General features: G+C 59.9%; 17 protein-coding genes and 1 pseudogene. 7 read left to right on the top strand and 11 right to left on the bottom strand.

Annotation, left to right across the window (positions count from 1 at the left end; all coding sequences use genetic code 11):
- Positions 1-2: 2 nt before the first annotated feature.
- Positions 3-866 carry an Hsp33 family molecular chaperone HslO gene (hslO, locus tag EDC28_RS18785; protein ID WP_123422635.1) on the top strand — a complete coding sequence of 288 codons (864 nt, stop codon included), beginning with the start codon at positions 3-5 and terminating at the stop codon, positions 864-866.
- A gap of 84 nt (positions 867-950) precedes the next feature.
- Here hslO and tnpA read toward each other — a convergent pair.
- Both tnpA and EDC28_RS18775 read right to left on the bottom strand, forming a co-directional pair.
- Positions 951-1,316, bottom strand: a pseudogene (gene tnpA / locus EDC28_RS18780) (IS200/IS605 family transposase); the annotation flags it as partial.
- A gap of 100 nt (positions 1,317-1,416) precedes the next feature.
- Complete coding sequence (locus EDC28_RS18775) at positions 1,417-5,001, bottom strand: S8 family serine peptidase (protein ID WP_123422634.1); 3,585 nt, start codon at positions 4,999-5,001, stop codon at positions 1,417-1,419.
- A 311-nt stretch (positions 5,002-5,312) separates the two neighbouring features.
- Between EDC28_RS18775 and pckA the strand changes: the two genes are divergently transcribed.
- Positions 5,313-6,914: a phosphoenolpyruvate carboxykinase (ATP) gene (gene pckA, locus EDC28_RS18770; RefSeq protein ID WP_050658821.1), complete on the top strand. Its 1,602-nt coding sequence runs from the start codon at positions 5,313-5,315 to the stop codon at positions 6,912-6,914.
- Positions 6,915-7,097: 183 nt separating this feature from the next.
- Positions 7,098-7,955, top strand: coding sequence for a patatin-like phospholipase family protein (locus EDC28_RS18765; RefSeq protein WP_280530868.1), 858 nt, complete (start codon positions 7,098-7,100; stop codon positions 7,953-7,955).
- Here EDC28_RS18765 and EDC28_RS18760 read toward each other — a convergent pair.
- Entirely contained in the window at positions 7,952-8,929 is a 978-nt protein-coding gene (locus EDC28_RS18760) for a helix-turn-helix domain-containing protein (RefSeq protein ID WP_123422633.1), read from the bottom strand. The two genes, EDC28_RS18765 and EDC28_RS18760, sit on opposite strands and share 4 nt — an antisense overlap.
- A complete protein-coding gene (locus EDC28_RS18755) occupies positions 8,929-9,822 on the bottom strand; it encodes a GGDEF domain-containing protein (protein ID WP_170164177.1) in 894 nt (297 codons plus the stop codon). The genes EDC28_RS18760 and EDC28_RS18755 overlap by 1 nt, the downstream gene beginning before the upstream one ends.
- A gap of 218 nt (positions 9,823-10,040) precedes the next feature.
- Here EDC28_RS18755 and EDC28_RS18750 point away from each other — a divergent pair, with 218 nt between their 5' ends.
- Both EDC28_RS18750 and EDC28_RS18745 read left to right on the top strand, forming a co-directional pair.
- A complete protein-coding gene (locus EDC28_RS18750) occupies positions 10,041-12,734 on the top strand; it encodes a TonB-dependent receptor (protein ID WP_123422631.1) in 2,694 nt (897 codons plus the stop codon).
- Between the two features lie 12 nt (positions 12,735-12,746).
- Positions 12,747-14,492, top strand: coding sequence for a phytase (locus EDC28_RS18745; protein ID WP_170164176.1), 1,746 nt, complete (start codon positions 12,747-12,749; stop codon positions 14,490-14,492).
- A gap of 41 nt (positions 14,493-14,533) precedes the next feature.
- On the opposite strand, the gene EDC28_RS18740 is transcribed toward EDC28_RS18745, so the two are convergent.
- Positions 14,534-15,418, bottom strand: a complete 885-nt coding sequence (locus EDC28_RS18740; RefSeq protein ID WP_123422629.1) for a LysR family transcriptional regulator — start codon at positions 15,416-15,418, stop codon at positions 14,534-14,536.
- A 110-nt stretch (positions 15,419-15,528) separates the two neighbouring features.
- Between EDC28_RS18740 and EDC28_RS18735 the strand changes: the two genes are divergently transcribed.
- Entirely contained in the window at positions 15,529-16,167 is a 639-nt protein-coding gene (locus EDC28_RS18735) for an NAD(P)-dependent oxidoreductase (protein WP_123422628.1), read from the top strand.
- Between the two features lie 29 nt (positions 16,168-16,196).
- Here the strand turns inward: EDC28_RS18735 and EDC28_RS18730 are convergent, their stop codons facing one another.
- The 6 genes from EDC28_RS18730 to greB all read right to left on the bottom strand — a co-directional run bounded on the left by EDC28_RS18730 (position 16,197) and on the right by greB (position 21,995).
- A complete protein-coding gene (locus tag EDC28_RS18730) occupies positions 16,197-17,210 on the bottom strand; it encodes an ArsA family ATPase (protein ID WP_123422627.1) in 1,014 nt (337 codons plus the stop codon).
- Entirely contained in the window at positions 17,210-17,488 is a 279-nt protein-coding gene (locus EDC28_RS18725) for a cory-CC-star protein (RefSeq protein WP_211355755.1), read from the bottom strand. The genes EDC28_RS18730 and EDC28_RS18725 overlap by 1 nt, the downstream gene beginning before the upstream one ends.
- Positions 17,489-17,562: 74 nt before the next feature.
- The gene (locus EDC28_RS18720; RefSeq protein WP_050658829.1) at positions 17,563-19,236 is read right to left on the bottom strand and encodes a carbon starvation CstA family protein; all 1,674 of its coding nucleotides are present in this window, start codon (positions 19,234-19,236) and stop codon (positions 17,563-17,565) included.
- 116 nt (positions 19,237-19,352) lie between these two features.
- Positions 19,353-20,681, bottom strand: a complete 1,329-nt coding sequence (gene envZ, locus EDC28_RS18715; RefSeq protein WP_123422626.1) for a two-component system sensor histidine kinase EnvZ — start codon at positions 20,679-20,681, stop codon at positions 19,353-19,355.
- Positions 20,678-21,403 (bottom strand): osmolarity response regulator transcription factor OmpR, encoded by a 726-nt coding sequence (gene ompR, locus EDC28_RS18710; RefSeq protein ID WP_050658831.1) that lies wholly within the window; start codon positions 21,401-21,403, stop codon positions 20,678-20,680. The genes envZ and ompR overlap by 4 nt, the downstream gene beginning before the upstream one ends.
- A gap of 112 nt (positions 21,404-21,515) precedes the next feature.
- On the bottom strand, positions 21,516-21,995 hold the full coding sequence (gene greB / locus EDC28_RS18705; protein WP_123422625.1) for a transcription elongation factor GreB: 480 nt from the start codon (positions 21,993-21,995) through the stop codon (positions 21,516-21,518).
- Between the two features lie 177 nt (positions 21,996-22,172).
- On the opposite strand from greB, the gene EDC28_RS18700 reads away from it, so the two are divergent.
- A complete protein-coding gene (locus EDC28_RS18700) occupies positions 22,173-24,488 on the top strand; it encodes a Tex family protein (RefSeq protein WP_123422624.1) in 2,316 nt (771 codons plus the stop codon).
- Positions 24,489-24,603 lie beyond the last annotated feature (115 nt).

Genomic DNA, 24,603 nt, shown 5'->3' with positions numbered 1-24,603 from the left:
CCATGGCCCAAGACAAGCTGTATCGCTTTGTGTTTGAAAACGCACAGGTAAGGGGCGAACTGGTCCAGCTCGACGAGAGCTTTGAGGCCATCATCGCCAACCACAACTACCCGCAGCCCATCCAGCGCCTGCTGGGCCAGCTGATGGCAGCCACCAGCCTGCTGACGGCAACGGTCAAATTCGAAGGCGAAATCACCGTGCAGCTGCAAGGGGACGGCCCGGTCAGCCTGGCGGTGATCAACGGTACTCACCAGCAGGTATTGCGCGGTGTGGCCCGCTATCAGGGTGAAATACCTGACGGCACCCTGGCCGAGATGGTAGGCAAAGGCTACCTGGTGATCACCATTTCCCCCAAAGACGGCGAGCGCTATCAGGGTGTTGTTGGCCTGGAAGGGGACAACCTAGCCCAAGTGCTGGAAGGCTATTTTGCCAACTCCGAGCAGCTGCCTACCCGGCTTTGGCTCTTTGCCGAGGGCCAAAAGGCCGCCGGCATGATGCTGCAGGTGCTGCCTGCCGCCGAGGACGAGGAAAGCCAGTTCGAACACCTGACCACCCTTACCGACACCATCAAGGCCGAAGAGCTGTTCGAGCTTGGCGCCGAAGATGTGCTGCACCGCCTGTTCCACCAGGAAGAAGTGCGCCTTTTTGAGCCGCAACCGGTGAGCTTTAAGTGCACCTGCTCCCGCGAGCGCTGCGAGAGCGCCCTTATCTCCCTGGGTCAGGATGAGGTTGAAAAGCTGGTCGCCGAGCACGACGGCGCCCTGGACATGGACTGCGAATACTGCCGCAAGCAATACCGCTTCGACAGCGTCGATGTGGCCGGTATTTTCGCCGGTGCCAAAGACGCCCCCCAAAGCACCCAGTAAAAAGCGCCAAACGGCAGATAGTAAAAGACCACCTTCTTAGAAGGTGGCTTTGAGAGAAGGCCCCCTAGAAGGGGGCTTTCGTCTTTATGAGCCCGCTGACAGTAGTTCTAGCTGTTCTGACTCTTTCTCTTTTTTCTCTTGGTGACGCACATAACGTCTGATTATCGCTCCATTCACACCGACTGAGTCCACAAAGTACCCTCTCGACCAAAAGTGGTTTCCCCAAAGTTTTTGCTTGCGCAGGTATGGAAACTTATTGAACAACCGTATTGCGCTACGCCCCTTCAAGAAACCCATCAACTCCGATATCGACAATTTTGGCGGAACACTTACCACCAAATGGACATGGTTCACTTGGACATTCAACTCCAATACCTCGCACTGTTTCATGCTGCAGTACACGTAGATACTTCGGTAGACCTCTTTTCCTACATTGTTCTTCAAAATCCGGTGAATAGCCCCGACTTGACGATCACCACCTCCATAGGAGGTGGTTTAACGCTGAAAAAGAAAAGGCCCCTTGCGGGGCCTTTTTTATGGGCGAGATTTATCAGGCCTTACGGCGACGCATCCACATCAGAGGCGCCATCAGCAGGGCCAGGATGCCGAAGGCACCGCCACCGCCGCCACCAGAGTTGGTGTTGGGCTTAGCAGATACGTTAACGGTGACGGTACCGGTTACCGACTCGTTACCTTCTGCGGCATAGCTGAAGCTATCAGTGCCGGTAAAACCCTCACTGGGCGTATAGGTTGCAACGCCAGAGGAGTCAACAGACAAGGTTCCATTGGAGGGTTCAGTAGTGATAACCACCTTCTCTGCCGGATCAACTTGAATAGGTGACAAAGCCTTAGCGTCAACACCTGTAGCTGTCAGTGTCGAGGAAATCACTGGGCGAGAGCCATGGATATGAGAGGGCAGGTTAATAGTTACCGGCCCCGTCACAACAGCAGCCACATCGTCTACAACGATGGCGTCAGATACCAGATTGTAATCAAGTTGAACCTTTCCGCCATCCTGATATGTCAGACCGTAGCTTGAGCCTGACGCAGGAGCCGTGCCAGTTCCATCGATATACAGATTGCTACCCCTAGCGCCACTGGCATCTTGGACACCGGCAGTGACATAAGTCGGCATGGCATCCATGCTGACGTAATGTACGAAGGCAGCATCGGCATCCAATTGCAGCAGTACCTGGAAAGTGTACTTACGACCACTGGTATCACCGTACTCGGAGATATCTTTCCACTCAAAGACCAGATAGTCGTTGGTACCATCATTGATGATTTGGTAGTACCACTTGCCGGTATTGGTCAGATCCAAGTCGGTCCAGAACGGAGCCAGCACGGCACCGCTGATCTTGGAGCTTGGCATGCTGTCATTGTAATAGGGAGCCGTTACAATGGCGCCGTTGAAAGCAACATAACCGTTGGCACTAAGAGTAATGCTGGTAACAGCTTTACCCATAAACTGAATACCAAGACCAGCAGCATTTAAGCTTACGGTCCCTTCATCACAATCACTGCACGCGATTTCAAACGGATCGAAACCATCGGTCAGAGAAGGCAAGCTGTCCAGCCAAGCAGGACCAGCCGCCAGGTTGGCGAAAGACTTGTTAAGGGTACCAGTCCAGGTCATGGTTTTGGTTGCAGCGTCATAACCAAAGCTGTCCTGGGTTGCACCAGACTCGGTTGCTTCGGGGGTACCATTAACATCCAGTCCCTCAGGCAGAACTACTTTCACAGTCGCAGTACCGTCGAAACCGTTGTTGGATACCTGAGTCTGCGCAGCAAGCTCACCACCAGCAGTCATAACACCGCCAGTAGAGCTCAGCGCGGTCGCGTCAGTACTGTTACCGGAGTATATAGCCACCGGCATATGCGCCGTAGGCAGGTTGCCGTCGGCATCAGTCCAGGTAATGGTTCCGAAGTGCCATTCATCCTTGGTCGCAGAAGTGGCATCAACATTCAGCACAAAGGAGCCAGTGGCACCGGCTTCCAAGCTCATGGTAGCGCTGGACAGGGTTGCAGTGATGCCAGCATCTTTAAAGCTGACGGTGCCGGTCCAGTTGACGGTGTCGCCAGCCAAGCTGGTGGTATCAACGGTAAAGGTGCAGGTGGTCATACAGCCCGGGCCAGAGATGGAGACCGGTGCCACTGCCAAGCCGGCATTGATGGCTTTGGATACATCAATGCGGCCGGCACCCATGGCAAAGGGTGAAGCCTGTGTCTCACCGTCATCGTCTTTGACTTCGGTAGTGCTGGTGGTGGTCAAAGCGGCTTTTACCTCCGCCGGAGTCCAGTCACTATGCGCCGCCAGAACCAAGGTTGCCGCGCCTGCCACATGGGGACTGGCCATAGAGGTACCGGTCAGGGAATCAAAGACAGGGTCAGTACCACCAATACCCAACTCATCTGGAGAGAATGCCGACAGAATGTTGGTACCGGGGGCAGCCAGGTCAGGTTTGATAAAGCTATTGTCGCCATTAGGGCCACGTGAAGAGGAGCTGTTCATCACATCAACCAAAGCGCTATCCACAAAGGAGTGAACAGCAGGATCCAGGGTGACATTGATAGAACCGGTGCCCATGGCAGCCAGCACTTTCTCAGCGTCGGCTTGGCTGAGCATCACGCCGAAAATGGTGGATTCATCCATGGACATCTGAACAACACCACCGCCGTTGTCATAGACAACCAGGCCTTTGGCACCAGCAGCCTCGGCATTGGCAGCTTTGACAGTAAAGTTACAGCTGCCGCGGGAGATAAAGGCAAAACTATCGACAAAGGTTTCTGCCGGGAAGGCATCACACCCTTCGGCATTTGCGGCATCAATGTTGGCAGCGGCAACCAGAGGCGCAGTGAGATCCGCCGCAGCCAAGCTGGACAGCTGCACCGAAGAGCTGCCTTCTACCATCTGCAAATTACCGATACCATCGACATTCATTTCCTGGACAAAGCTGCGACCAGTCTGGGTGTTAGCTACGGTAATGCCAGACTCGACGCAACCCGGGCAACCGATGGTTTGGGCACCGTTGCCGTCGTTACCGGCGGCGCTTACTACCACTACGCCAGCCGCTTCGGCATTTTCAAAGGTGGTTTTGTAAGCGCTATTGTTCGGATCGCCACCAGCACCACCACCCCAGGAGTTGTTGATAACGTCAGCGCCATCGTTAACAGCATCTTCAACAGCAGCCATCAGGCTCAAAGTTGAGCCTGATGCGGTGGTAGCTCCCTGATACAGGGCCTTGTACACCATCAGATAGGCACCGGGAGCAACCCCTGATAGGGCATAATCAGTGCCTTTGTAGTCTGCGGTAACAGGCATACCCACGGCAGTGCCAGCAACGTGGGTACCGTGACCGTTCCAGCCCAACGGCTTGTCGGTGTATTCCTCGGCAATGGTGCTGGACAGCGCAGGGTAGTAGCGGGCAACGATCAGCTTGTTGTTACAAAAACTGGCGTCAACAGTATGACAGTAGTCATCAGTAGGCAGGGTGCTGGCATCGGGAGCGGTCATGCCGGCATCGTCAAACATCGGGTTTTCCGGACGAATACCGGAGTCTACAACCGCAACGCGCAGGCCTTTACCGGCGGTGGCTTGGCCACCCAAGGCTTCCCAAGCTGCGGGAGCTTTGATAATCGGCAGCGATTGATCCATGTTCACATGGAAAACTTCGTCGCGATAAACGTGTTTAACGTTGGGCAGCTTGCGTAGGGCGTCGACGTCGATGTCATTGCCCTGCACGGCCAAACCGTTAAAGACGGTGTCGAACTTGCGAACAACACTGGCAGAAGGATACAGAGTCTTCAGGGCAGCAGCAGCTTGGGCACGCTCTGAGGCCAATTGGCTCTTAACCGCCTGAGTTGAGCTGGCTGCAAAATCAAGCTTACCACTGGCAGAGCGTGCAACATGGCTACCGCTGCGAGCCGCAACAGGTTCACCGGTCAGTTCGATGATGTAACGATTCGGCACGATCTCACGCAGGGGACCTTTTTGAGCCTTGGTTACTTTGGATTTAGTTATTACGGGATTGTCGAATACAACCTGATGCGGGCTGACCGACAACGCGGCAACAGAAGAAGCAGAAGCCAGCGCCAGGACCAGCGGGCTCAGCTTGAAAGCGGTTTGGAGTTTCAAGGTTTCATTCCTTCTAAGTGTGAAACATCTCTACGGCGGCTCTGCTGGCCGCTCGCAACATCCTTGCAAAGGAACCCATGTATTAACACCAGAAAAATCAACAATCAACAACATGCAAACAAATGAAACCTTTGCTCACACTTTTGTATTAAAGATGTATAAGAAACACATTATGTAACCCGACCTGAAAGTCTTTCATTTTCGTGACTGCTCGGCGTTCTCTCCCCCTCACCTTTGGGCTACAATGCCGCCAGAAAACAGACAGACAAATCCCTACAGCTAGACACTACGTACCCTAGGAGCCATCCCCCATGAGTCAGATCGATCTGGGCCAGTACGGCATCAATGCCGTCCAGGAAATCGTTTACAACCCCTCCTTTGAGCAACTTTTCATCGAAGAAACCCGCGAAGACCTCGAAGGCTATGAAAAGGGAGTGGTTACCAGCCTGGGGGCTGTGGCCGTGGATACCGGTATCTTTACCGGCCGTTCTCCGAAGGACAAATACATCGTTCGCGACGACACCACCAGGGATACCGTCTGGTGGAGCGATCAGGGCAAAAACGACAACAAGCCCATCAGCACCGAGGTGTGGAACGATCTTAAAGGCCTGGTTACCGAGCAGCTGTCCGGCAAGCGCCTGTTTGTGGTGGACACCTACTGCGGCGCCAACAGCGATACCCGCCTTAGCGTTCGCTTCATCACCGAAGTGGCCTGGCAGGCGCACTTCGTGAAAAACATGTTTATCCGCCCCACGGAAGCAGAACTGAAAGACTTTCAGCCTGACTTTATCGTCATGAACGGCGCCAAGACCACCAACCCCAACTGGGAAAAGCAGGGTCTGAACAGCGAAAACTTCGTGGCCTTCAACCTCACCGAGCGCATGCAGCTCATCGGCGGCACCTGGTACGGTGGCGAGATGAAAAAGGGCATGTTCTCCATGATGAACTACCTGCTGCCGCTTAAGGGCATCGCCTCCATGCACTGCTCTGCCAACGTGGGCAAAGACGGCGACGTAGCCATTTTCTTTGGTCTGTCCGGCACCGGCAAGACCACCCTGTCCACCGACCCCAAGCGTGAGCTGATTGGCGACGACGAGCACGGCTGGGACGACGACGGCGTGTTCAACTTCGAAGGTGGCTGCTACGCCAAGACCATCAACCTGAGCCAGGAAGCCGAGCCGGATATCTATAACGCCATCCGCCGCGACGCCCTCTTGGAAAACGTTACCGTGCGCAAAGACGGCAGCGTTGACTTCGACGACGGCTCCAAGACCGAGAACACCCGGGTTTCCTACCCCATCTACCACATCGATAACATCGTCAAACCGGTGTCCAAGGCCGGCCACGCCAAGAAGGTTATTTTCCTGACCGCTGACGCCTTCGGGGTACTGCCGCCGGTATCCAAGCTCACCAAGGCCCAGGCCGAGTACTACTTCCTGTCCGGCTTCACTGCCAAGCTGGCCGGCACCGAACGTGGCGTTACCGAACCCACTCCCACCTTCTCCAGCTGTTTTGGTGCCGCTTTCCTGAGCCTGCACCCCACCAAGTACGCCGAAGTGCTGGTCAAGCGCATGGAAGCGGTGGGCGCCGAGGCCTACCTGGTCAACACCGGCTGGAACGGTACCGGTAAGCGCATTTCCATCAAGGCCACCCGCGCCATCATCGATGCCATCCTCGACGGCAGCATCGAGAACGCCGAGTTCGTGCAGCTGCCCTACTTCAACCTGGCGGTGCCCCAGGCCCTGGCCGGTGTTGAAGATGCCTCCATCCTCGACCCCCGCGCCACCTACAGCGACGCCGCCCAGTGGGATGCCAAGGCTCAGGATCTGGCCCAGCGTTTTGTCAGCAACTTCGAGAAGTTCACCGACAACGCCGAAGGTAAGGCGCTGGTAGCAGCCGGCCCACAACTGTAAGCTAAAAATTGAAAAAGGCCGCGTAAGCGGCCTTTTTTATTGGCGAAAAAAAGCGCACGAGCGTGCGCTTAAAAATACGGAAAAAGAGCTTTTCGTTTTACTATCTTGTTGATTTAAAAAACCTATTTAAGATCTCAGGCCTGCTTTGCTAGTTTAGAGCAATCACTCAGCCGGAGGTCACCCGTGCAACCGAAAGCCAATAAAGCCCTGATTGTTGAAGGCGGCGCCATGCGCGGTATCTTTGCCGCCGGGGTGCTGGACAGCTTTATCCAGCAACAGCATTACGCCTTTGACCTGATCCTGGCCGTCTCTGCCGGCGCCACCAATTCGGTGGGTTATCTCAGCCGCCGCCAGGGCCGCAGCCGCAAAATCATCACCCGCCTTGCCACCACCCGCCGCTTCTTCAATCCCCGGCGCTTTGCCCTTGGCGGCCACCTTACCGACGTGCATTGGCTCTGGCACGAGTCGCGCAAACTGCTGCCGCTGCACCTCGATTGCCTGACCAAGGGCCCACAACTGGTGGCGGTGGTCACCGACGTGCTCAGTGGCGGTGCCCGCTACATGAGCGTAACCCCTGACAACCTCGACCAGGTGATGCTGGCCACCTGCGCCCTGCCCATCGCCTTTAAAGAGATGCCACAAATCGACCACCAGCCCTTTACCGACGGCGGCATGGCCGACTCCATACCGGTGCAGGAGGCCTACCGGCGCGGTGCCCGCGACTTGACCGTGGTGCTGTCCCATCCCCTTGGCTATCGCATGAAGCCAAGCCGCCTGCCCTGGCTGACCCAGCACCTCTTTCGCGACCACCCCGAGCTTGCCCAAACCCTGCTGGACAGGGCCAACCACTACAACGCTGCCCTGGATTTCATCGCCCATCCCCCGGCGGACTGCCAACTGAGGGTCATCGCCCCGCCCCAGGATTTTGCCGTGGGCCGCCTGACCATGGACAAAGCCAAGCTCGACGCCGGTTACCTGATGGGGCTGGGTGCAGGCCGTGATTACCTGGCCATGGAGCAGCGCCTGGCCAAGAGCGCCTAGCGAAACACCGAGGGCACGGCGCCGGTCCAGCGTTTAAAGGAGCGGCGAAAGTTGTGTACGTCCGAGTAACCCAGCCGCTGCGCCAGCACCTCGTTGGGCAGCTGGCCGTAACAAAGCCAGTGCAGGGCCCGAAGCTTTTTCACCTGGTCACCACATTGGCCAAAGCTGGTGCCCTGGGCCTTGAGCTGGCGCTTGAGGCTGGCGGGGCTGAGCCCGGCACGGGTTGCCACCTGCTCTAGCCCCAGCTGCGCCGTTAAATGCCGGTGCTGTAGCCTGGCCAACCATTCCAGTAACCCCAGGGGCGCAAGCTCGGCCACCATGGCAGCTTTGGCGTCGGCAAAGGCGGTGGCATCCGCCTCGGCAAAGCCTGCTTGCCACCAGCTGCGCGGCAGGCTCAGGCAGTCTTGCTCGGCGCCGAATCTCAGCGCCAAGCCAAGGTGGGCCTGGTAATGGTGCAGCCCTTTGGGAGTCTTTTGGCTAAGGCTGATCTCAAGGGCCTGGCGCCCGTTAAGCTGCAAACGCAGCAAGGCGCTCAGCAGCCCCAAGGTCACCTGGCAGAAAAACGCCCTCGCCTCCCCCAGCCCCACCGCGTCTTGCAGATAGAGATAAAGCCGGTCATGGCTGGCCTCCAGGCGCAGGTATTGCAGCAACTGCCATTGGCTTCGGTAGCGGGCCAGCCCCATCAGGGCCCGGCGAAGATCCGGCGCGGCGCGCAGCAGGTTTGCCAAGGGGTGGTCTTGGCGTAGCAGGTGGTGGCCCACCAGAAAACCCAGTTCGCCCTGGGGCAGCAGCTTTTGTGCCTGGCAAGCCAGGCGCACCAGTTGCGCCGGGCTTATCAGCGGGTCGCCCTCAAAAATACCGGTGCCCCTCAATAACCGTTCGGGGGCCACGCCCCGGCGCTCGGCCACGGTAACAATGGCCTTGGCCTGCAAGGCCGGCAGCTGTTTGTCGTCACTGCCAAACCAGGGGCGCATCAGGCTTCCCTGGCAAAGGGGCCGGGCCCTTTGTCCTTGTCCAGTTGCACCTGCAGCCGCGCCAGCAGGGTATCGACACTATCGGCCGTCCCTGCTTGCAACAGCTCGGTTTTCAGGCTGACCCTGTTGCCAAGCCAGGGCCGCTCCTGCAGCTGCCGAGACAGGGCTTGCCCCAGTGCGCGCGCCTCACCGGCGCCGGTGCCAGGCAGCAGGGCCACGAAGCGGTCTCCTCCCAGGCGGCACAGCAGATCCTGGGGGCGCAGCCCGGCCAGCAAGAATTCCGCGAGGCCTTTCAATGCCTTATCGCCAGCCAGCTCACCGTGGCGCAAATTGAAACGGCCAAAGCCGCGAATGTCCCAGGCCAGCAGCGTGAGCGGCTTGGCCCCTTGCTGGTGCAGCCCCAATTCCCGCTCCAACACCAGTTGCAGGTAGGGCTGGGTATAAAGGCGGGTGAGCGGGTCCACCAACTGGTGCTCGCGAAAGAAATGTTCACGGCTTTTGAGCTGGGCACTGATGGCAAGCTGCTCGCGATGCCAGCCCCACAGCCCCCAAGTGAGCATGGCCAGGCCAAAGGGCGCGGGCAGGCTCTCGGTCCAGCTCATCAGGTGGCTGCCTTCGGGGTAGTGGAGGAATTCGTCCAGCCAATCGAGCCAGCTGGAGCAGCAGAACATCAGCCCGCCACTAAAAAGCAGCAAAGTCACTCGGCCATGGGGGCGGCTTTTGAGCACCATCAGCACCCAGGCGAGGCTGACCAGCAGCACGCAGCCTTCTCCCACCACGTCTAGCCAGTCGATTAGCGCCCAGGGCTTGAGCTCGCCCATATGCCGGGCAAGGGCGCCCAGCGCCAGCAGGATAAGGAAGGTCAGCAGCAGTTTGAGTTTGTGTCGAGACATAGGCACTCCTAAGCCCATTGTCTTGGCTGCTTTTTACAAAAAGGTGACAGCGCCGCGAAGCCCTGAGCCGATCGGACCCGGGTCAGCCCGGCTCAGGCTGTTGCATCGGCCCAGGCCCCTAAAAACGTTAAGGCAGGCTTAAGGCCGAAAAACTGCAACCACATTGTCACATAGGGCTTTCAGAGTCGGCGCCAGACTTATTCAGCGGACCCGACATCATGAAAAAAGCACCCTTGTTTGCAGTGACGGCTCTGGCTTTGTGTGCCCAGGCCTGGGCTGACGGCCGAATTCAGGGCCAGTTGCAGGACGGCGCCGGCCAAAAACTCATCGGCGCCACCATCCACCTGGAAAACAGCCCCTATCGCACCCAAACCGGCCCCGAAGGCCGCTTTGTACTGCCTTCGGTTCGAGAGGGCCAGTACCAGCTTTTGATCCAATATCCGGGCCTGGCCAGCGAAACCCGCACCATTGACGTGCAAGACGAGCACACCCTGGAGTTGCCCCTGACCCTTGCCGCCAAGGTAGAGCGCATCACGGTGGTGGGCCAGGTGGCCAGCCTTGGCCGCGCCCTTAATATCCAGAAAAATGCCGACAACATCGTTACCGTGGCCTCGGCTGACGGCATAGGCCAATACCCCGACGACAACGCCACCGAGGCGCTGCAGCGGCTGCCGGGCATTTCCATCGAGCGCGACCAGGGCGAAGGGCGCTTTGTGCGCATCCGCGGCCTGGCGCCGGATCTCAACACCGTAACTTACAACGGCGCCAACATCCCGGCGCCGGAGTCGGGCCGCCGCGCCGTGGCGCTGGATGTCATTCCCTCTGATCTGCTGGGCACCCTGGAAGTGGCCAAGAGCCTGACCCCGGAAATGGACGCCAACACCCTGGGCGGCAACGTGGAAATGAAGAGCCTGACCGCCTTTGACCACGACGGCCGCTTCTTCAGCTTCACCGCCGAGGGCAGCTACAACAAGCTCAGGGACAAAACCAGCCCCAAGGCCTCTGCCGCCTGGTCTGACACCTTTGACCTTGGCAGCCAGGTCGACGCCCTGGGTATTGCCCTCGCCGCCAGCTATTACGACCGCAAGTTTGGTTCCGACAACGTTGAAACCGGCGGCGCCTGGGACGGCGCCCTGCTGGAAGAAACCGACATGCGTGACTACAGCATCTCCCGAAAGCGCAAGGGCTTGGCCGCCAACATCGACTACCGCCCCAGCGACAACCACCAGTTTTACCTGCGCGGCCTCTACTCCCAGTTCAAGGACCACGAGACCCGCCAGTCCTACAGCGCCGAGTGGGAAGATGCCGCCGAGCCGGGGGTGGACGGCCCGGCCGACCTGACCCGCGCCCTTAAAGACCGCGTCGAAGACCAGTTCATTAAATCCTTGAGCGTCGGCGGTAAGTCCAACTGGCAGGACTGGACCCTCAAATACCAGCTTTCCACCAGCAGCGCCGAAGAAGAGCTGCCCTTTGGGGTCAAGGCCGCCAAGTTCGAATACAGCGGCAATATCCATTACGCCAGCGGCGATAAGCCGGTATTCGAGGGCGATGACAGCCTGCTGGACGCCGCCAATTACCAGCTCGGCAAAATCGAGATGTACCAGCACGACGCCACCGACCATAACCGCAGCGTCAGGGCCGATTTGACCCGCCACCTGGATTTGGGCGCCAGCACCCTGGATATCCAGGGCGGCATCAAGCTCGGTGAGCGCAAGAAGGACATGGACGAAGACACCTTCACCTACAAAAAGCTGGCCATCCCAGACACCCTCGCCGATTACGCTGGCGCCAACGCCGACTACGGCCTGGCGCCCTTCGGACCCACCATCAGCACCAGCGCCATTCTGGCCGCCATCAGCGGCTACGACAGAGCCGACTACCGCGACGACGTGGATTCCTTGATCAACGACTACCACGTCAAGGAAGACAACAAAGCGGCCTACCTGATGGCCACCAGTCGCTGGGACGACTTACTGCTAGTAGGCGGCCTTCGCTATGAGAAGACCCGCCGCGACACCCGTGGCTACAGCATCTTTGAAGACCAGGACGACGCCGCCACCGTCAGCCAGTACCACAAGGACGAAGACCGCTGGTTGCCGTCGCTGAACCTCAAATACAACCTGGACGACGACACCCTGGTGCGGGCCGCCTACTCCAACTCCTTTGTGCGCCCCACCTATGACCAGTTGGCACCCGGCCTCTACCGCGAAGGGGACGCCGGCGATTTTGAAGCCGAATTCGGCAACCCCGAGCTTCGCTCCATGACCAGCGCCAACTACGACTTAAGCCTTGAGCACTACAGCGGCGATATTGGCGTGGCCAGCATCGGCGCCTTCTACAAGGACATCAAACACTTCATCTACCGGGCCGACTTGGCCGGTTCTGCCGGCTTTGAGGACTACGACCAGGCCCTGACCTACATCAACGGCAACAGCGCCGACTTGTACGGGGTCGAGCTTAACTTCGTGACCCGCTTTGACAGCCTGCCGGCGCCCTTCAACCACCTTATTTTCTCGGCCAACGGCACCTGGACCGACTCCACCGCCACCTTAAGCTGGGACAGCGGCAGCCGCGACCTGCCCTTCCCCAGCCAATCCGACAAGACCGCCAATCTGGCCCTGGGCTACGACGACGGCACCCTGTCGCTGCGCATCTCTGGCGCCTACCAGTCCAAATACCTGCTGGAAGTGGACGATGTCACCGACAGCCGTTACGACCTCTACGCCGACTCGCACCTGCAGTGGGACTTTATCGCCAAGTGGTCCGCCACCCCCAACCTGCAACTGTCCTTCAAGGCGCTGAACCTTAACGACGAGCCCTACTACGTCTACACCGGCCGCTCGGCCCTCAACGCCCAATACGAAACCTATGGCCGCAGCTTCCAGTTGGGCCTGCAGTACCACGCGTTTTAATAAGGAATGGCCATGAAAGCATTACTAACCCTGACCCTCTTGGCCCAAGGCGCCCTGGCAAGCCAGCTGCCCTACCAAGGCAGCGAGCTAGACATCAGCCAGCAGGGCCTTAGCTGGCAAGGCAAGACCCTGGTCAAAGGCGCGGTGGACCCGGTCAACCTCAGCCAGGACGGCGCCTTGTTGATGGCGGTAGATAAGGCCGACCAACAGCTGCGCCTGTGGCAGGGGGCCAAAGAAGTATTCTCGGCGCCGGTTACCGACCGGGTGGTGGAAGCAGTATGCAGCTACCAAAGCCCAAGGGACGGCAGCCTGCATCTTTTTATCCTCGACGACAGGGGCAGCGGCGAGGAATGGCTGGTAAAAACCAGCCACTGGCTCAAGGCGCCCAAGCGGCTGCGCACCCTGAATATTCCTTATAAATCCACGGCCTGCGCCACCGACAGCGCCTCGGAATCGCTCTTTATCAGCGAAGACGACCAGGCCCTGTGGCGCTACAGCGCCGAGCTCGAAGCAGAGCCCAAACGCCAGTTGCTGGACGCCGCCGCCCCCTTTGGGGCGCTTAGTGGCGAAACCAAAGCCTTGGCGGTAAGGCCCGACGGCCTGCTGGTGCGCCTGGGCACCCACAGCCTCGACCTTTACCCCAACGCCACCCGCCCCAAAGCCCCCGAGCAAGGCACCCAGCGCTTGACGCTGAGTAAACCCGGCGCCGAGCTGCTGGCCGTCAACGGCGATAGCGCCAATCTGGGGGGCACAGTGCAGGCGCTGCCGAAACTGGCAGTCAGCCACTATCAGGCGCCGGTCATTGCCGAGGTGCAGGCCATCTCTCAAACCCTGCCGGCCGATCGCATCGGTGATGCCATGGACGACCCGGCCATCTGGGTTAACCACCAGCACCCCGAGCAAAGCCGGGTGCTTGGCACCGACAAACGCGGCGCCCTGGAGGTGTATGACCTCAATGGCAAACGCCTGCAGCGGCTGGCCGTGGGCCGGGTCAACAACGTGGATGTGCGCCAGGGTTTTCGCCTTGGTGGCAAGACCGTGGATATCGCCACCGCCAGCCACCGCGACCATAACGCCATCAGCGTCTTTGCCATCGCACCGGACAGCGGCGACGTCAGCCTACTGGGGGAAGTACCCACTCCCCTTAAAGACATCTACGGCCTTTGCATGTACCAACCCCAAGGGCAGTTGCAGGTGTTTGTGAACGACAAGAACGGCCGGGTGCTGCAATACCGCCTGGACGACAACCAGGGCGCCATTAAAGGCACCCTGGTGCGGGATTTTCGCGTTAACACCCAGCCCGAGGGCTGTGTGGCCGACGACAAGCGCGGCCGCTTTTTCCTGGGAGAAGAAGACGTAGGCATCTGGGCCTTTAACGCCGACGACACCCAGGCGCCCGCTGGCACCCTTATCGCCAAGGTCGGCCCCATGCTCCACGCCGACGTAGAAGGCCTGGCCCTTTGGCAAGGCCAGCGGCCCATCTTGGTGGCCTCCAGCCAGGGTAACGACAGCTACGTGGCCTACAGCGCCCTGCCCCCCTACCAGCTGCTGGGCCGCTTTCGCATCGGCCTTAACAGCGAAGCGGGCATCGACGGCACCAGCGAAACCGACGGCATCGACATCACCAGCCTCGCCCTTGGCAAGGCTTACCCCCAAGGCCTGCTGGCGGTGCAGGACGGGCGCAAACGCCTGCCCGAGCAAGGCCAGAACTTCAAACTGGTGCCCTTCGATGCGGTGCTGAAATTACTCCAACAATAAGCATCGTCTTACCCCTTTTGGCAGGCCCCGCGCCTGCCTTTTTATTTTCCGAGCCAGTCCCGGTAGAAATCCACAAAGGCGCGGACCCTAGCGGGGATAAAAGCGCCGGGGGGGAAGACGGCGTAAATGCCGCCACTCGGTAGCCGCCAATCGGGTAGTAGCGGCACCAGCTCTGGGTCCAGCTGCTGGCCGAAATGGCCAATCACCGAAACCCCGGCGCCGGCCTTGATAAGGCTGATAAGGGCGGCGGTGTTGTCCACCTTGAGGCGGCTGTGCAGCTGCACCTGATGGGTTTCCCCCGGGCGGGTGAAGGTCCAGGTCAGGGCGCTGGGTAACGGGGTGAATTCGAGCCAGCGGTGCTGGCCAAGTTCGCTGGGATGCTCCGGGTTGCCGTGCGCCGCCAGGTAGTCTTTTGAGCCCACCAGCAGCTGCTCGAAGGTGCCGAGCTTCTGGGCCCGCAGGCTTGAGTCTTTGAGCCAGCCCATGCGGATGGCCACATCAATCCCTTCCCGCACCATGTCTGCCACCTTGTCGCCGCTGCGAAGCTCGATGGTCAGCCCCGGATGGCGCTCACCAAAGGCGGCGGCAACCCTAGCCAACTGATGACTCATATGGTCTACCGGCGCGGTGATCCGCAAGGTGCCGCTCAGCGCCTGGGCGCTGCTGCCCACTTCCTGCACCGTTTCCCCCAGCCTTGCCAGCAGCGGCTTGCTGCCAAGATAAAGCTGCTGGCCAGCGTCGGTGAGGGTGATTTGCCGGGTGGTGCGGGTAAAAAGCGCGACCCCCAGCCGCTGCTCCAGGGCGCGGATGCTCAGGCTGATCTTGGTCTTGGTGCACCCCAGGCGCTCGGCGGCGGCGGTAAAAGACCCGGCTTCCACCGTGGCGATGAAAAGCGGCAGGTTGTTGAGGTCGAGTTCGCTGGCCACGGCAACACCGTTATCAATTTAATAACAATGAATTATTGATTGCAGCGTTTTTCAAATCAATAACCCGACTCACAATGGCGCCATCAACGTCAGACAACGAGGAATACCCCATGAAAATTGCCCTGATCGGTGCCAGCGGTTTTATCGGTTCTGCCCTGCGTGAAGAGGCCCTGAGCCGCGGCCACAGCGTTACCGCCCTGGTCAGCCGCCCCGAGCGCCTGGCTGCCATGCCGGGCCTGACCGTGGTTAAAGCCGACGTGCAGGACACCCAGGCCCTGGCGGCGCAGCTTGGCGGTTTTGACGCGGTGCTGAGTGCCTTCTCCGGCCACGCCCAACAAGACATCCAAGGCTATTACGCCAAGGGTTTTGACAGCATCCTGGCCGCCGCCAACACCGCTGGCGTCAAGCGCCTGCTGGTGGTGGGGGGCGCCGGCTCCTTGGAAGTGGCACCGGGCCAGCTGCTGATTGATTCCCCCGCCTTCCCCGCCGAATACAAAGCCAGCGCCGAAGGCGCCCGCTACGCCCTGAACAAGCTGCGCGGCCAATCCGAGGTCACCTGGACCATGCTGTCACCGGCCGCCATCATCGCCCCTGGCCAGCGCACCGGTCACTACCGCTTGGGCACCGACCAGCTGCTAGTGGATGGCGAGGGTAACAGCCACATTTCGGTCGAGGATTACGCCAAAGCCATGATTGACGAGATGGAAAGCGCAGACTTTATCAACCGGCGCTTTACCCTGGCCTACTGATCAAAAAACGCCGCGACAGCGGCGTTTTTTTATTTGGCGTCCAGTAGCGCCTTGCTAAAGGCGCTGAGGCTGTCAAGGCCCTGGATGTCATCTTCCCAGAGCGGCACCGTGACCCTCGGCACCTTGCCAAGCCGCGCCTCGATATCCTCCAAGTGGCGCTGCTGGCGCTCGCGGCGCGCCGCCCAAAAGGCGCTGTCGGCGGCGGCCGGTAACACCCGGTTGACCACGGCGCCGGCCACCGGGATCTTCGACTCTTGCAAGGCCGCCACCGCCCGTTCGGTTTCCAGAATGGGCAGCTTTTCCGGGGTCAGCACAAACAAAAAGGCGGTGCGGGCCGCATCGGCCAGCAGGTGGCGGGTGCGGTGAAACAGCCGCTGGCGTTTAAGCAGGGTTTCGGCCAGTTGCTTGCCTTTGTCGTCCAGCCCTTCCAGGGCGTTGTCCTTGGGGTCGCCCATGGGGTTATTGACGCTACGGCCGGGAGTGAGGTGCGACAACACTTGGCCCAGTTTTTCCGAGCGTTTGTTGTGTTTTAACAGGCCGTCGGTCCAGGCCGCCATCACCTCGGGCAGGGACAGCAGCCGCAGGGTATGGCCGGTGGGGGCGGTGTCGAACACCAACAAGTCGTACTGCTCTAGCCCCTCTTCCATCAGCGTGGCCATACGCTCCAAAAGCGCCGCCTCCTGGGCACCGGGGGACTGGCGGGTCAGGCGCAACTGGCGGCTGAGCTCCGCCACCTGATCCGGGCCCACATAGCGGCGCATCTGCCCCAGCACCCGCTCGAGGTAGGCGTCCACTTCGGCGTCGGGGTCCAGCTCCAGCACCGTGAGGTTCGGGGCCAGCATTTTCTCCTTGCCGCCTATGGCTTTATCAAAGGCGTCCGAGAGGCTGTGGGCCGGATCGGTGGACACCAGCAGCACCTTGCGGCCAGCCTCGGCCGCCGCTACCGCCAGCGAGGACGACACCGTGGTTTTGCCCACGCCGCCTTTGCCACCTACCAGCAGCAGCCGTTTTTCAGCAATGAGTTTTTTTAAGTCCAGCGACATCAGCAACACCGGAAGTTATCAAGGGGGGAATGTTCCATGCCCATGCGCTGGTGCCAGTCGTGAAAGCGTTCCAGCAGCAGGGGTTGAAGCTCAAGGCAATACCAGGAGGCCGGGTTGGGCACCCCCATCATCTCGGAGAACACCAGCAGCATGAACAAGTCGTCTTCTTCACGCTTGGCCCGGGCAATGGCGGCGCGGTATGGGGCGTTGTAGTACTGGGCCCCCAGTTCACCGGCCTTTTGGTACCAGAATTTGAGTTTGGATAGGGTTTCTTTCACTTGGGCTGCACTCCTCTTACAAAATACACCGGCGCCACAGGGCGCCGGTTTTTTTGCAGCCAAAACCGGCAGGCTTATTCAGCCTCGGCGGCCTTGCGTTTTTCGTCTTTGAGGGCGGCAGCACACTCCAGGGTAACCAGGATGGCGGCAACCAGCACCACGATATCCAGGCCCAGCAGGAACCATTTCTGCTGGTCGTAGAACCCTTTGAGTTGCAGCAGCAGCGCCGCCAGGGTCATCACCAGCAGGAACACCAAAGGTGCCAGGGTGTAGATGGTGGGCGATTTGCGGCGCACCAGCATCACGGTGATCACCAACAGAGTCAGGCCCGCCAGCAGCTGGTTGGTGGTACCAAACAGCGGCCAAATCAGCAAGCCACCGGAGCCGTCGGCGCCACCGGCACCAAAGGCCAGCACCAGGCAGCTGGCCACCGCCAGCAAGGTGGCCGGCAGGGCTTTGCCCATCCACTTGATGTTATAAATCTCGCCCCACTCCTGGAAGATGTAGCGCTGCAGGCGCAGGCCAGTATCCATGGTAGTGCCGGCAAAGAGCGCGGCCATTACCGTCAGCATGGTGGAGGCCACCGCTGCATCGATACCGGTACCGGCGTGGAGGATGGTGGCGCCGCCGTTAACGAAGGCCAGCACGCCGCCTTTACCGAAGGCGCTGTATACCGCCTGCCAGTCGGCCAGGGAGGCAAAGCCGGCGGTGGCGGCAATGATGGCCGCCAGGGCCAAAGCGCCTTCACCCACGGCACCGAAGTAACCCACAAAGCGGGCGTCGGTTTCCTTGTTGAGCTGCTTGGACGTGGTGCCAGATGCCACCAGGCCGTGGAAGCCGGAGATGGCCCCACAGGCGATGGTCACAAAGAGTAGCGGCACCATCGACGGCGTATTGGCCGGCAGGTCCATGTTGATCATCGGCGCCACCACGCTGGGGTTGGCGATAATCACGGCGGCGTAGAGCAGGATAAGCCCCACGAACAGCTGCAGGCCGTTGATGTAGTCACGGGGCTGAAGCAGCATCCACACCGGCAACAGGGAAGCGATGGCCGCGTACAGGAACAACAGCAAGATCCAGCTGGCTGACGCAGAAAGGCCAAAAGTGCTGTCAGGCAGGGTAATCGGCATCGATGGTCCGACGTAAATCAGTCCATAGAGCACGATAATGCCAATCAGCGACACCCAGGCCAGGTTGAACTTGAAGCGGTAAATCAGCTGGCCAATCACCAGTGCCACCGCCACCGCGCCCCACACCGGTACTACGGCGCCGGGGTTGTTAATCAGCAGCTTGGCGATCACCACCCCGAACACGGCGTTGACCATCAGCAGCACCAGGAAGATGACAATCATAAACACCGCACGGGCCCGCTTGCCCACCACTTCACCGGTGAGCGAACCCACCGATTTAGCGCGGTTGCGGATACTGGCCCAGATGGCGCCAAAATCGTGGACACCGGCAAAGAAGATGGTGCCCAAGGTGACCCACAAGAAGGCCGGCAACCAGCCCCAAATAACGGCGATGGCCGGGCCCACTATGGGCGCCGCCCCAGCCACCGAGGTGAAGTGGTGGCCCCAAAGCACGAATTTGTTGGTAGGAACAAAATCGACACCGTCTTCCATCTCGTGGGCCGGGGTCTTGAAGTTTTCGTCGAGTTTATAGATGTGGTTGGCAATAAAACGGGAGTAGAAGAAATAGCCCAGGGCCATGCCTCCCAACCCCAATACCAGCAATACGATGGCGCTCATGTGCTGTCCTTATCGTTTTCTGCAACATTTGAATAATAGTTGTGTAAGCGTTACACCTTTGCTGCAAAAACGACCCTGGCACAATACGACTTTTCGCTAATGCACCTCGCCAGGCCTTATTCCACCGGGCTTAAGGAAGAAAGCGGCAGGCGGATCTCCACCAGCAGCCCCCCTTGGGTAGATTGGCCCAGGAGAATGCGGCCATGGTAGGAATCGACAATCTTCTTGATGATGGCAAGGCCCAGGCCGGAGCCGTGGGTGCTGCGGGCTTTGTCGCCCCGCTCAAAGGGCATGAACAGCCGCTCGCGCTCGGCCTCGGGAATGCCGGGGCCGTTATCCCCCACCTTGAGCACCAATTCGTTGCTGTTAAGAGACAACCTGGCCTCCACTCTGGCCTCGCCCCGGCCGTAGCGTTCGGCGTTTTCCAAGAGGTTGTAGACAAGCCGCTTGATGGACAGCGGCCTTAGCCACAGCTCGGGAATGGGCTCTACCGCCAGTACGGTGCGCAGCGGCCGCTCAGCAAAGGCGCTGACCGCGTCTTCCAGCAAGGCTTCAACATCCGACGGCTCGGGGCTGTCTTCCCGGTCCTGGCGCACGTAGGCGATGAACTGGTCGATGATGGCGTTCATGTCTTCGATGTCGTCGATGATGCCGTCTTTGAGGTAGCCCTCGGAGCTTTGCATCATCTCGGTGGCCAGGCGAATGCGGGTCAGGGGGGTGCGAAGGTCGTGGGAAATACCGGCCATCAGCAAGGCACGGTCTTCTTCCAATTGCGCCACCCCTTTGGCCATCTGGTTAAAGGCTCGGGTTACCGCCGCCACTTCGCTGGAGCCGACATCGTCAGAAAGCGTTGCCGGGCGCTCGCCGCGCCCCACCTGGTGGGCGGCCACTTCCAGTTTTTTCAGCGGCCGGTTAAGGCGCCGGGCAAAAAGCCAGCCTCCCAGCACCGACAGCACCCCTATCAGCGCCAAATAGAGCGGCAGCGGCGAGAACTGGAAGCCCTCAAAGCCGCTTAGCGGCACCTTCAACCAATACTTGGGGGCCATGGGCGGGCGCACCCAGATATCGAACTGTGTGCCCTGGTTGATGCGCACTTCGGTGGGGCCGCCCAGCTCACGGCCCAGCTCTTCGGAGAGGTAGCTGTAGTAGGTGGCTTGGTCGAGCCCGGCCTTGCGGGCCGATTGCTCGCTATATAGCTCGATGCCGGTGGCCTCGAAAAAACGCTGGCGCATTTCATCGGGCAGCTCCAGCCGCTGGCGGCCATTGATGGGCTCGTCGAGGAACACCACCTTGACCTGCTTGGCCAGCAGATCGTTGATTTGGTCGTAGCTGGGTTTGATGACGTACATCACCACTATGGTGTAGCTGACCAGTTGGTTGATCAGCAGCAGGCCCGCCAGCAGCATCACCGTCTGGCCAAAGGCGGACCGGGGCAGCAGCTTCATGGCCGGGCGCGGCCGTCGGGCACAAACACGTAACCCAGGCCCCAGACGGTCTGGATATAACGGGGGTGAGAAGGGTCCGGCTCAATCATGCGGCGCAGGCGCGAGACCTGCACGTCGATGCTGCGCTCAAGGGCCGAGTAATCGCGGCCACGGGCCAGGTTCATCAGCTTGTCGCGGGAAAGAGGCTCACGGGGGTGGCTGACCAAAGCCTTGAGCACCGCAAATTCGCCGGAGGTCAGGGGCATATGCTCATCGCCCCGGAACATCTCGCGGGTACCGAGGTTGAGGCGAAACTCGCCGAAGGTGATCTCCTGCTCCTCGGTGGACGGCGCACCCGGCGCTTCCATGGTGCGCCGGCGCAGCACGGCGCGGATACGGGCCAGCAATTCGCGGGGGTTAAAGGGCTTGGCCAGGTAATCGTCGGCCCCCAGTTCCAGGCCGATGATGCGGTCCACCTCGTCGCCTTTGGCGGTGAGCATGATGATGGGAATGTTTTCGCCGCGGGAGCGCAGCCGCTTGCAGATACCCAGGCCGTCTTCACCAGGCAGCATCAAATCCAGCACCATCAGATGGAAATTCTCCCGCTCCAGCAAGCGGTCCATCTGCTCGCCATTGGCCACGGCCCGCACCTGGAACTCCTGCTCCATCAGGTACCGTTCCAAAAGCGCGCGCAGGCGCATGTCGTCGTCCACTACCAGGATCTTGGTGCTTTCCTGTGCCATCGTTGTTCTCACCCAGGGCTTAAGCGTCGGCTTTTACTATAAAAAGTTCCGCCAGCAACCACCACTGGCCTTTGTTACAAGTCGTGTCATGGCCAGCCGTGGCCGGATGCCGTTACTTCCCTTGCGGGTAGTGAATGCTAACCACCACAAAAGGCTTGGGGCCGTGGGGGGTGCTGACCATCACTTCGTCGTCCACTTCCTTTTTCAACAGTGCCCGGGCCATGGGGGCGTCGATGGAGATGTAATCCTTGCGGCCGTAAATCTCGTCTGGGCCGACGATACGAAAGCGCAGCAAATCCCCCGCTTCGTTCTCTACCTCCACCCAGGCGCCAAAGAACACTTTGCCGTCCTGCTGGGGGGAGTAATCCACCACCCGCAGCACCTCCAGGCGCTTTCGTAAAAAGCGCACCCGCCGGTCAATCTCCCGAAGCCGCTTTTTGTTGTATTGGTAGTCGGCGTTCTCGGACCTGTCCCCCAGGCTGGCCGCCCAGGCCACCTTTTGGGTGACCTCGGGGCGCTCGGTGCGCCATAAGAAATCCAGTTCTTCTTTCAGGGCGTTAAAGCCCTCGCGGGTGATAAGGTCGGTTCTCATAGTGGCCGGCAACAGAATGTCTTGAGCGCTTTGTATCGCCTCAGCTCGCCATTGGCAAGGCGGCTGGCAAGCATTTGCTGAACGGGCCGGTGCTCGCGCTAAAAAGGCCATTCGCCATCACCGCCCTGCGTGGCACAATGGCGCTCTCGCCGTCCGCACGAAAGACAAGTGGTAAGGATGATCAACAGAAAAATTGCCGAGGAACTCGGCGTTCGTGAAGCCCAGGTCAGCGCCGCCGTGGCCCTGCTGGACGAAGGTTCCACCGTCCCCTTTATTGCCCGTTACCGTAAAGAGGTAACCGGCGGCCTGGACGACACCCAGCTGCGTAACCTCGAATCCCGTTTGGGCTACCTGCGCGAGTTGGAAGACCGCCGCCAGGCCATCATCAAGAGCATTGACGAGCAGGGCAAACTCACCGACCAGCTCAAAAGAGAGCTGCTGGGCGCCGACACCAAAACGGTACTGGAAGAGTTGTACCTGCCCTACAAACCCAAGCGCCGCACCAAGGGCCAGATCGCCATCGAGCAGGGCCTTGAGCCCCTGGCCGAGGAGCTGTTCAATAACGCCAGCTGCGACCCGCAGCAACTTGCCGAGCAGTTTGTCAGCGGTGACGTGAGTGACGTAAAAGCCGCCCTGGAAGGGGCCCGCTACATCCTGATGGAACGCTTTGCCGAAGACGCGGCGCTTTTGGAAAAGATCCGCAGCTACCTGTGGAGCAACGCCCAACTCACCGCCAAAGTGATGGACGGCAAAGAGATTGAGGGCGCCAAGTTCAGCGACTACTTCAGCCATTCAGAGCCCTTGGCCAAGGTGCCCTCGCACCGGGCCCTGGCCATGCTCCGTGGCCGCAACGAAGGCATTTTGGCGCTGGCCATCAACGCCGACCCTGGCCAGGAAGAGAGCGTTAAAACCTCTTACTGCGAGCTGATCATCGCCAAACATCTCGGCCTTAACTTGGGCGACAGCCCCCGCGACACCTGGCTTAAACAGGTAGTGAGCTGGACCTGGCGCATCAAGATTTTGATGTACATGGAAACCGAGCTGATGGGCCGGGTGCGCGACGCCGCCGAAGCAGAAGCCATCAAGGTATTCGGCGACAACCTCAAAGACTTGTTGATGGCCGCGCCTGCTGGCCCGAAAGTAGTGATGGGGCTGGACCCGGGTATCCGCACCGGCTGCAAAGTGGCGCTGGTGGACGACACCGGCAAGGTGCTGGGCACCGCCACCATCTATCCCTTTGAACCCAAGCGCCAATATGCCCAGTCCATCGACGCCCTGGAGCAGCTGTGCCGCAAGTTCAAGGTGGACTTGATTGCCATCGGCAACGGCACCGCCAGCCGCGAGACCGACCGCATGGTGGCCGAGATGTTTAAAAAGGCCCCGGATCTGAAAGTCACTAAGGTGGTGGTGAGCGAAGCAGGGGCCTCTGTCTATTCCGCCTCGGAGCTGGCCGCCAATGAATTCCCGGACCTAGACGTATCCCTGCGCGGCGCCGTTTCCATCGCCCGCCGCCTGCAAGATCCGCTGGCGGAATTGGTGAAAATCGACCCCAAATCCATCGGTGTGGGCCAATACCAGCACGATGTGAACCAAAGCCAGCTGGCCAAGGCCCTGGACGCGGTGGTGGAAGACTGCGTAAACGGCGTGGGAGTGGACTTGAACACCGCCTCAGCGCCGCTGCTCGCACGAGTGTCTGGCCTTAACAGCACCCTGGCCGGCAACCTGGTGGCCTGGCGCAACGAAAACGGCGCCTTTAAGAGCCGCAAGCAGCTTTTGAAAGTGCCGCGCCTGGGGCCCAAGGCCTTTGAGCAATGCGCCGGTTTCCTTCGCATCATGAACGGTGACAACCCCCTGGACGCCTCCGGCGTGCACCCCGAAGCCTACCCGGTGGTGGAGAAAATCAAGGCCAGCACCGGCAAGATGGAAGCGGCGCTGATTGGTAACTCTGATGTCTTGCGCAAGCTCAAGCCCGGCGACTTTGTAGACGCGCAGTTCGGCCTGCCCACCGTCACCGACATTTTGAAAGAGCTGGACAAACCCGGCCGCGACCCGCGACCCGAGTTCACCACCGCCAGCTTTGCCGAAGGGGTGGAAACCCTTAACGACCTCAAGCCCGGCATGGTGCTCGAAGGGGTGGTGACCAACGTCACCAACTTCGGCGCCTTTGTGGATATTGGTGTTCACCAGGACGGCCTGGTGCACATCAGCGCCATGAGCGAGCGCCGCATCAACGACCCAAGGGAAGTGGTGAAAGCGGGCCTGGTGGTGAAGGTCAAAGTGATGGAAGTGGACATACCGCGTAAGCGCATCGCCCTTTCCATGCGCCTTAGCGACGAGCCCGGCCAGCAGGCAGGCGGGGCGCGCAGCGGCGGCCCTCGCCCCGAGCGCACCGGCAACAACCGCAGCGCCGGCAAACCCCAGCCCCAGAGCCTAGGGGGCAACAGCGGCAACTCGGCCATGGCCGATGCCCTCAAAGCGGCGCTGAAGCGCTAATTAAAAAACCGGGGCCAAGCCCCTAATGCTGATCAGTTAAGACCGATCGCTTGACTGATCCTCTAGTGATGGAAAAATCCGACATCTCCTTGGTGTCGGATTTTTTTATGCGTCT

The sequence above is a fragment of the Gallaecimonas pentaromativorans genome (assembly GCF_003751625.1).
In the GTDB taxonomy this organism is placed as follows: Bacteria; Pseudomonadota; Gammaproteobacteria; order Enterobacterales; family Gallaecimonadaceae; genus Gallaecimonas; species Gallaecimonas pentaromativorans.
The sequence above is the reverse complement of the archived record's forward strand: the minus strand, read 5'-3'. Positions and strand labels throughout refer to the sequence as shown.

What these genes read in the sequence shown, in the direction of transcription:
- hslO (WP_123422635.1), top strand. Translation starts at nt 3, where the DNA reads ATGGCCCAAGACAAGCTGTATCGCTTTGTGTTTGAAAACGCACAGGTA.
- pckA (WP_050658821.1), top strand. Translation starts at nt 5,313, where the DNA reads ATGAGTCAGATCGATCTGGGCCAGTACGGCATCAATGCCGTCCAGGAA.
- EDC28_RS18760 (WP_123422633.1), bottom strand. Translation starts at nt 8,929, where the DNA reads ATGCGCCCCTGGTTTGGCAGTGACGACAAACAGCTGCCGGCCTTGCAG.
- EDC28_RS18755 (WP_170164177.1), bottom strand. Translation starts at nt 9,822, where the DNA reads ATGTCTCGACACAAACTCAAACTGCTGCTGACCTTCCTTATCCTGCTG.
- EDC28_RS18750 (WP_123422631.1), top strand. Translation starts at nt 10,041, where the DNA reads ATGAAAAAAGCACCCTTGTTTGCAGTGACGGCTCTGGCTTTGTGTGCC.
- EDC28_RS18745 (WP_170164176.1), top strand. Translation starts at nt 12,747, where the DNA reads ATGAAAGCATTACTAACCCTGACCCTCTTGGCCCAAGGCGCCCTGGCA.
- EDC28_RS18735 (WP_123422628.1), top strand. Translation starts at nt 15,529, where the DNA reads ATGAAAATTGCCCTGATCGGTGCCAGCGGTTTTATCGGTTCTGCCCTG.
- EDC28_RS18730 (WP_123422627.1), bottom strand. Translation starts at nt 17,210, where the DNA reads ATGTCGCTGGACTTAAAAAAACTCATTGCTGAAAAACGGCTGCTGCTG.
- EDC28_RS18720 (WP_050658829.1), bottom strand. Translation starts at nt 19,236, where the DNA reads ATGAGCGCCATCGTATTGCTGGTATTGGGGTTGGGAGGCATGGCCCTG.
- envZ (WP_123422626.1), bottom strand. Translation starts at nt 20,681, where the DNA reads ATGAAGCTGCTGCCCCGGTCCGCCTTTGGCCAGACGGTGATGCTGCTG.
- ompR (WP_050658831.1), bottom strand. Translation starts at nt 21,403, where the DNA reads ATGGCACAGGAAAGCACCAAGATCCTGGTAGTGGACGACGACATGCGC.
- greB (WP_123422625.1), bottom strand. Translation starts at nt 21,995, where the DNA reads ATGAGAACCGACCTTATCACCCGCGAGGGCTTTAACGCCCTGAAAGAA.
- EDC28_RS18700 (WP_123422624.1), top strand. Translation starts at nt 22,173, where the DNA reads ATGATCAACAGAAAAATTGCCGAGGAACTCGGCGTTCGTGAAGCCCAG.